The organism is Comamonas sp. GW821-FHT11H03 (assembly GCF_058807955.1).
Genome location: NZ_JBXARF010000020.1, coordinates 1 through 7491, shown reverse-complemented (window position 1 = coordinate 7491; position 7491 = coordinate 1). Strand labels below are relative to the sequence as shown.

1 protein-coding gene is annotated in these 7491 nt (G+C 65.3%); it reads right to left on the bottom strand.

Annotation, left to right across the window (positions count from 1 at the left end; genetic code table 11):
• Nucleotides 1–7491 (bottom strand): autotransporter-associated beta strand repeat-containing protein (locus tag AC1RTQ_RS24080; RefSeq protein WP_492879482.1); only part of this gene is annotated, 7491 nt, incomplete at both ends.

Genomic DNA, 7491 nt, shown 5'->3' with positions numbered 1-7491 from the left:
TAGCCGCCCTTGGCCTTGATATCGGTGGTGCCACCGGGCGCCGCAAAGCTGGCGATGTCGGTGGTGTTGCTCGCCTTGTAGACGTTGATGCGGCCATAGGGCTGCAGCACACCGACTTCGGTCGCAAAGTTGCCTTTGATGCGGGCGCCCAGGCGCACGGTCCAGTCATCGTCGGCCTTGTTCTTGACCGTGGCCAGGCTCAGTGCCGTGTCGTCGATGCTCAGCTTGCGGTAGATGATCTGCGCCTGGGGCTCGATCTTCCAGTGGCTGCTCAGCTCGAAGGCCTTGCCCATTTCCACAGAAGCCAGCCAGCCGCTGCCCTTGGTGCGGGCCTGTGCTGTGTCGCCGGCGGTGCGCAAGTCGCTGCGGTAGTCCGCGCCTTGCAGCACGGCATCGGCATACAGGCCCGACTGATCTTGCCAGGTACCGTACACACCCAGGTAGCGGGTGCGCAGGTTGTTGAAGCCGACGTATTTGCGCTCCACGCCGCTGGCAAAGCCCTTGACGCTCATGTCGCCTTCAAGCTGGCCCACATAGATGCCGGCCTTGATGCTCTGGTCGGCATACAGATCCAGACCGGCCTGGAAGCCGGTCAGGTGACCACTGCTCTCGGGGCTGACGGTGCCTTGCTGGCTGATCTTGGGATCGGTGCGCAGAATGCGGCCCCAGACTCGGCGGCTGGCGCCTGTGTCGGAGCTGGTCATGGCTTGCGTGCCTTCATCACCCATGCGCTTGCGCAGATCGCCCAGCATGGCCATGTCGGCCTGGCGCAGCTGTGCCTGCAGGGCCGACAGCAGCGGCACTTCGGCACGGTAGGCCGTGGTCGGTGTCGTGGGTGTTGTGGGAGCAGTAGTGCTCGACTGCAGGGCCGCACCCTGGGTGGTCTGCGTCAGGCGGTACTCATAAGCACCGGCATCCACATGGCCGCCGGCCAGGGTAAAGCTGCCCGGCTGCAGGCTGGCTCCGTTCTCCGTACCGATGATCCCGATACCGTTGCCCGTAGTCTGGGCGCCCAGACCGCCGGCATTGGTGATGTGCACCGTGGTGTTGCCGCTGGCCACGGCCGAGGCACCGGACAGCAGCAGCTTGTCGGTGGCGCTGCCGTCTGCCCCCAGCACGGTGGACAGGCCCAGGTTGCCGTTGTTGCCCACATAAGCGCCGGTAACCTTGAGCACCGTGCCAGGCGTTGCGCCGCTGTTGCTGCTGAGTTTGACGGTGCCGCTGTTGTTCAGGCTGGCCAGGGTCTGGTTGTAGCCGGCCAGATCCAGCACGGCCCCTGCGGCCACGGTATGGGCAGAAGCGCTGCTGAAGGTGTTGGCAGCGCCTGCCTGCAAGGTGCCCTGTGCCACATCGGTGGCGCCGGTGTAGGTGTTGCCGCTGCTGGTCAGCGTCAGCGTGCCAGTGCCTTGCTTGGTCAGGAAGCCCGCTCCGGTAATGGCACCGGTCCAAGTTCCGTTGTTGGCACCGGTGTCAACGATGGGATCGTTGTCGCCGGTCATGTGCAGGTTGTTGGCAATGGTCATGCCGTTGGCGGTCAAGGTAATCTTGGTGCCATCGTCCATGGCCAGCGTGCCGCTGCCCAGGCCCTTCTCGTTGCCGAGGTTGATATTGCCGCCCTTGTGGCTGACACCGCCGCTGAAGCTGTTGGCCGTGTTCAGCGACAGCGTGCCGTCGCCTAGCTTGATCAGCTCACCCGTGCCATCCATCTTGCCGTCAAACTCGGAGATGGAGCCTGCGGCGGTGTTCACCGTCAGGCCTTGCGAGCCCAGCGCCACATTGCCAGTACCCGAGATGCCACCCGTTTGCAGCGCATGGCCATTGAGGTCCAGTGTGGCACCGGTGTTGACCTGATAGAACGAGCCCTGCACCAGAGCAGAGAGGCCGCCAATCTTGAGCGTACCGGCCTGCACATAGGTGCCGCCGGTATAAGTATTGGTTCCATTCAGTGTCAGCGTGCTGGAGCCATTCTTGGTCAGGCTTCCGACGCCGGAAATATTGCCGGCCAGCGTCAGGTCATTGGAGCCGGCCACGGTCAAGCCACCATTGAGCACCACGTTGTTGGCCAGACTGACCGTCGTGTTGCTTTCTAGCGCGGTGCCATTGGCGGCCGTCAAGACGCCGGTACCGAGCGCCGCGTTGTTGCCGACCACGATCTTGCCGCCGTTGAGTGCCGTACCACCGGTGTAGCCGTTAGCGGCGTTGAGCACCAGGGTGCCAGCGTCATATTTGCCCAGCGTGCCGGCGCCGTTGAGCGCGACGCCCACGGTCGCGGTAACGTTCGGATCGACCCGCACGGTCGCATTGCCCAGCGAGCCGTTGACCAGATTCAGCGAACCCGCAGTTCCGTTCTGCAAGCTGTAGCCGTCGGTGACGAACTGCATGCCATTGACGGTTTGTGCACCGTCCACGGTCACTGTGCCCGCAGCGCCCTGGAACACCGCGAAGCGGTTGACCCAGCCTTGATTGGTCGCGCCGTTGACATCGGTCCAGTTGGTGGTGCCTGTACCCCAGGTTCCGCTGCCGCCATCCACCGAGCCGTTGGCGACGAGTTGGTTGCCGTCCCAGAACTGCACGGTGGTGCCCGGTGCGGTGACCAGCAGGTTGATCTGGTTGGTCAGCGCAGTTTGCAGGGTCAGGTCGCCGGGGGTGACGCTGCCCGGCACAGTGCCGATCAGCATGCCGTTGTCGGTCAGGCCGCCGGTGTAGTTGATCAGGCGATACACGCCGCTGCCGAAACCGCCGATGTCGCTGACATTGAGGGTGCCGTCGAGGGTCAGGTTGCCACCGACGTTGACCAGCGCGTTGCCGCCACCGGAGACCGGTGCGCCGAGGCCGACGTCGAAGTTGGAGTTGGCGTTGAACACCAGTGAATTCACCGACAGCGTGCTGCCGGTGGCGCCGGTCAGATGACCGCCGTCTGCCACGGTCACCGCCCCGCCGACCGAGCCGCCACCCGTCAGGGTGCCGCCGCTGTTGACCAGTACGCTGGCACTATCCAGCGAGCCACTGACGTTCAAGGTGCCGGCGTTGACCGTGGTGTTGCCGGTCAGGCTGTTGAGACCGGTCAGGGTCAGCGTACCGGTGCCGAGTTTGCTCAGTTCGCCGGTGCCGGTAAGCACGCCGTCGAAAATGCTGCTGGCGTTGTTGCCACCGATGCTCAGGGTGTTGCCGCCGCCGATCAGTGCGGTACCGCTACCGGTCAGGCTGGCGAGACTGCCGGAGCCGCCGAGGTTGAGGGTCGCCGCAGCGCCGAGATTGACTCCGGCATTGCTGCCCAGTGCCGAGTTGCCCAGCGTGGTCAGGCTGCCGGCCTGCACGTCGAAGGTGCCGCTGAAGGTGTTGTTGCCGGTCAGCGTCAGGTCGGCCAGACCGTTCTTGGTCAGGGTGCCCGCCCCGGCAATCACGCCGCCGAGAGTCAGGTTGTTGTTGCCGGCCACGCTGAGGTTGGCATTGACGTTGAGGTTGTTGGCCAGCACCAGCGGCGCCGTAGTGTCGAGGGTCGACGCGCCCGCAACGGTCACGGCGCCGGAGCCCAGGCCCGCCGAAGTGCCAAGGGTCACAGTGCCAGCGTTCAGCGTGGTGCCGCCCGAATAAGTGTTGATGCCGTTGAGGGTCAGGTTGGCCGCGCCATTCTTGATCAGTCCGCCGCTGCCGCTGACCACGCCGCTGAGGGCCACGTCGCTGTTGCCGGTGTTGGTCAGGTTGGCGTTGAGCACCACGTTGTTACCCAGCGACACCGAGGTATTGCTGTCCAGCGCCGAGGCACCGGCCACGGTCAGGTTGCCCAGACCGAGGGCGCCGTTACTGCCGGCGGTCAGGGTGCCGGCATTGAGGGTGACGCCGCCTAGGAAGTTGTTGGCCCCGCTCAGAATCAGGTTGGCCGCGCCGTTCTTGGTCAGGCTGCCGGCGCCGTTGATGGCGCCGCTCAGTGTCAGATCGTTGCTGCCGACGATGCCGAGGTTGCCCGCCAGATTGATCGCGTTGCCCGCGCTGAAGACGCCGCTGGCATCGAGAGTGGTGCCGTTGGCCACGTTCAGGGTGGCCGAGCCCAGCGCACTGTTCGAGCCTAGAATCACGCCACCCGCGTTCAGCGCGACCGGGCCGAGGAAGGCGTTGTTGCCACCGAGGGTCAGGCTGGCCGAACCGTTCTTGATCAGCCCGCCAGTGCCGGAAATGACACCGTTGAGGGTCAGCGCATTGCTGCCAAGCACGGTGAGGTTACCGTTCAACGTGGTCGCGTTGGCCAGGGTCACGGCGGTGTTGCTGTCCAGTTGCGTGCCAGCGTTGGCGATCAACGCGCCAGTGCCCAGTGCGGTGTTGCTGCCGACCACCAGCGTGCCGCCGTCCAGTTGGGTGCCGCCGGTGTAGCTGTTGGCGCCGTTGAGCACCAGGGTGCCGGCGTCGAGTTTGTTGAGAATACCGCTGCCGTCGATGTTCACACCGACCGTCGCAGTCACACCCGGATCGACTCGCATCGCGGTAGTGCCACCGCTGCCGTTGACAGCCGTGAGTAGCCCAGACGTGCCGTTGACCACGTTGTAGCCGTCGGTGAGGAACTGCATACCGGTGAACAGTTGCGTGCCGTTGACCGACACCGTGCCCGCCGTGCCCTGGAACACCGCAAAGTCGCCGGCCCAGGTATGGTTCAGGGTGCCATTAAAGTTGGTCCAGTTGGTGCCGCTGGCATTCCACGTGCCAGTGCCGCCATCCACGGTGCCATTGGGGATCGTCTGGCTACCGTCCCAGAAACGCAGGTTGGTGTTAGGTGCCGACACCACCACATTGACCTGATTACCCAGGGTCTGCACCAGCAAATCGCCGATAGCGTAGCCCACCGGCACGCCGGCCACGGTCAAGCCGTTGTCGGTCAGTGCACCGATGTAGTTGAACAGGCGGTAGACACCGACGCCGAAACCACCGGCATCGGTGACATTGAGATTACCGTCGAGAGTCAGGTTGCCGCCGATGTTCATCAGCGAGCTGGTCGATGGCGCAGCGAGGCTCGCGTTGACATTGCTGTTGGCAGTCAGGATCAGCGACGCGGCCGACAAGGTGTTGCCCGAGGACAACGCCAGATGACCGCCGCTGTTGATGGTTACCGCACCAAGCGCCGACCCGGTACCCGTGAGGGTGGCGCCGTTGTTGACGTTGAGCTGGGAACTGGCCAGCGAGCCTGTGAGATTCAGCGTACCGGCGTTGACGTTGGCGTTGCCAGTAAGGCCGCTGCTGCCGGTGAGGTTCAGCGTGCCGGTACCGACTTTGGTCAGCGCACCGCTGCCGCCGATGTCGCCGTCGAAAGTGCTGGTATTGCTCACGCCGCCCACGGTCAGGGTGTTGCCGCCGGCGATCTGCACGCTGCCGCTGCCGCTCAAGCCACTGAGGCTGGCGCTGCTGTTGAGATTGAGATTGGCACCGGCGCTGATGTTGGCGCCGGAGGTATTGCCGAGCGCTCCGCTGCTCACGGTGGTGACGCTGCCGGAGGCGATGTTCAGCGCACCGGTGAAGGTATTGTTGCCGCTGAGCGTCAGGTCGCCAAAGCCGTCCTTGGTCAGACTGCCGGCGCCATCGATCACGCCGCTGAGGTTCAGGGTATTGCTGCCGGCCAGGGTCAGGCCGGCGTTGAGGGTGATGTTGTTGCCCACGCTCATGCCGGTGCTGGTGTCCAGCGTCGAAGCGCCGCCGACGGTCAGGCCGCCACTGCCCAACGCAGCGGCCGAACCCAGTGTCAGCGTACCCGCGTTAAGCGTGCTGCCACCGCTGAACGTATTGGTGCCGTTGACGGTCAGGTTGGCCGCACCGTTCTTGATCAACTGACCTGCGCCGCTGACGACGCCGCCGAGGGTCAGGTCCTGGGTGCCGCCGGCGCTCAGTGCCGCATTGAGCACGACCGCGTTGGCCAGGCTGACCAGCGGCGAACTGCTGTCGAGGGTTGCTGCACCGCCGACGGTCAACGCGCCCGTTCCGAGGGCCGAGCTGTTGCCGGCGGTCACCGTACCGGCGTTCAGCGTGGTGCCGCCGACGTAGGTGTTGGTGCCATTGAGGTTCAGATTGGCCGCGCCGTTTTTCACCAGACTGCCGGCTCCGGCGACAGTGCCCGTGAGGGTCAGGTCTGCGCTGCCACCCACGTTCATCCCACCGGCCAGGTTGACCTGATTGCCCAGCGTGACGGCGGTGTTGGTGTCCAGCGTGGTGCCCGCCGCTGCGTTCAACGCGCCGCTGCCGATCGCGGTATTGCTGCCGACAATCAGCTTGCCGACGTTGAGTGCAGTGTTGCCGAAGTAGGTGTTGGCACCGTTGAGGATCAGGTCGGCCGGGCCGCTTTTGGTCAGGCCGCCGACACCGGAGACCACACCCGCAAACGTCAGCGCGTTGCTGCCGCCGATGGTCACGTTACCGCCGAGGTTGACGTTGTTGGCCAGGCTCGTCGCGGTGCTAGCATCCAGCGTGGTGTTGTTGCTGGCGTTGAGTACGCCGGTGCCGAGCGCGGTATTGGAGCCGACGATCAGTGTCCCGGCGTTCAGCGACGTAGCACCAGTGTAGGTGTTGTTGCCGGTGAGGGTCAGGGTCGACGAGCCGGTCTTGATCAGGTTGCTGCCACCACTGATCACGCCGCCGAGGGTCAACGGGTTGGCGCCGCCGGCGGTGAGGTTGGAGTTGAGGGCAATCGCGTTGTTCAGCGTCACGTTGGCGCTGCTGTTGAGTGTTGCGCCCGCCCCGCCCACCGTCAGTGTGCCGGTGCCGAGTGCCGCACCGTTGCCGACGGTCAGGCTGCCGGCGTTGAGTGCGGTGCCGCCGGTGAAGGTGTTGGCACCGTTGAGGGTCAGGTTGGCCGTGCCGTTCTTGATCAACTGACTGGCACCGCTGAGCACGCCGCCGAGGATCATGCCATTGCTGCCGCCGATGGACAGGTTGCCGTTGAGCGCGACGTTGTTGTTCAGGATGACCGAGGTGTTGCTGTCGAGAGTCGCGGCGCTGGCGACAGTCAGGGCGCCGCTGCCCAGAGCGGCGGCGTTGCCGACGGTCAGGGTGCCGGCGTTGAGGGTGGTGCCGCCGCTGAAGGTGTTGGCGCCGTTGAGAATCAGGTTGGCCGCGCCGTTTTTGGTCAGTCCGCCGCTGCCGCTGACTACGCCACCGAGGGTCAGGTTGGCGTTGCCGGCGACGTTGAGGTTGCCGCCGAGGGCGACCGCGTTGCTCAGCGCCACGGTGGTGCTGGCGTCGAGGGTTGTGCCCGCCGCCGTGGTCAGTGCGCCGGTACCCAACGCGGTGTTGGAGCCGACGATCAGCGTTCCGTTATTCAGCGCGGTGCCGCCGGAGAAGGTGTTGTTGCCGCTGAGGGTCAGGTTCGCGGTGCCGCCCTTGAGTAGGTTGCCGGCGCCGCTGATGACACCGCTCAGACCCAGCGCCTGAGTGCCGCCGATGGTCAGCCCGCCCGCCAGCGCAACCGCGTTGGCCAGGGTCACTGCCGTGGTTGCATCCAACGTGGTGCCGGCC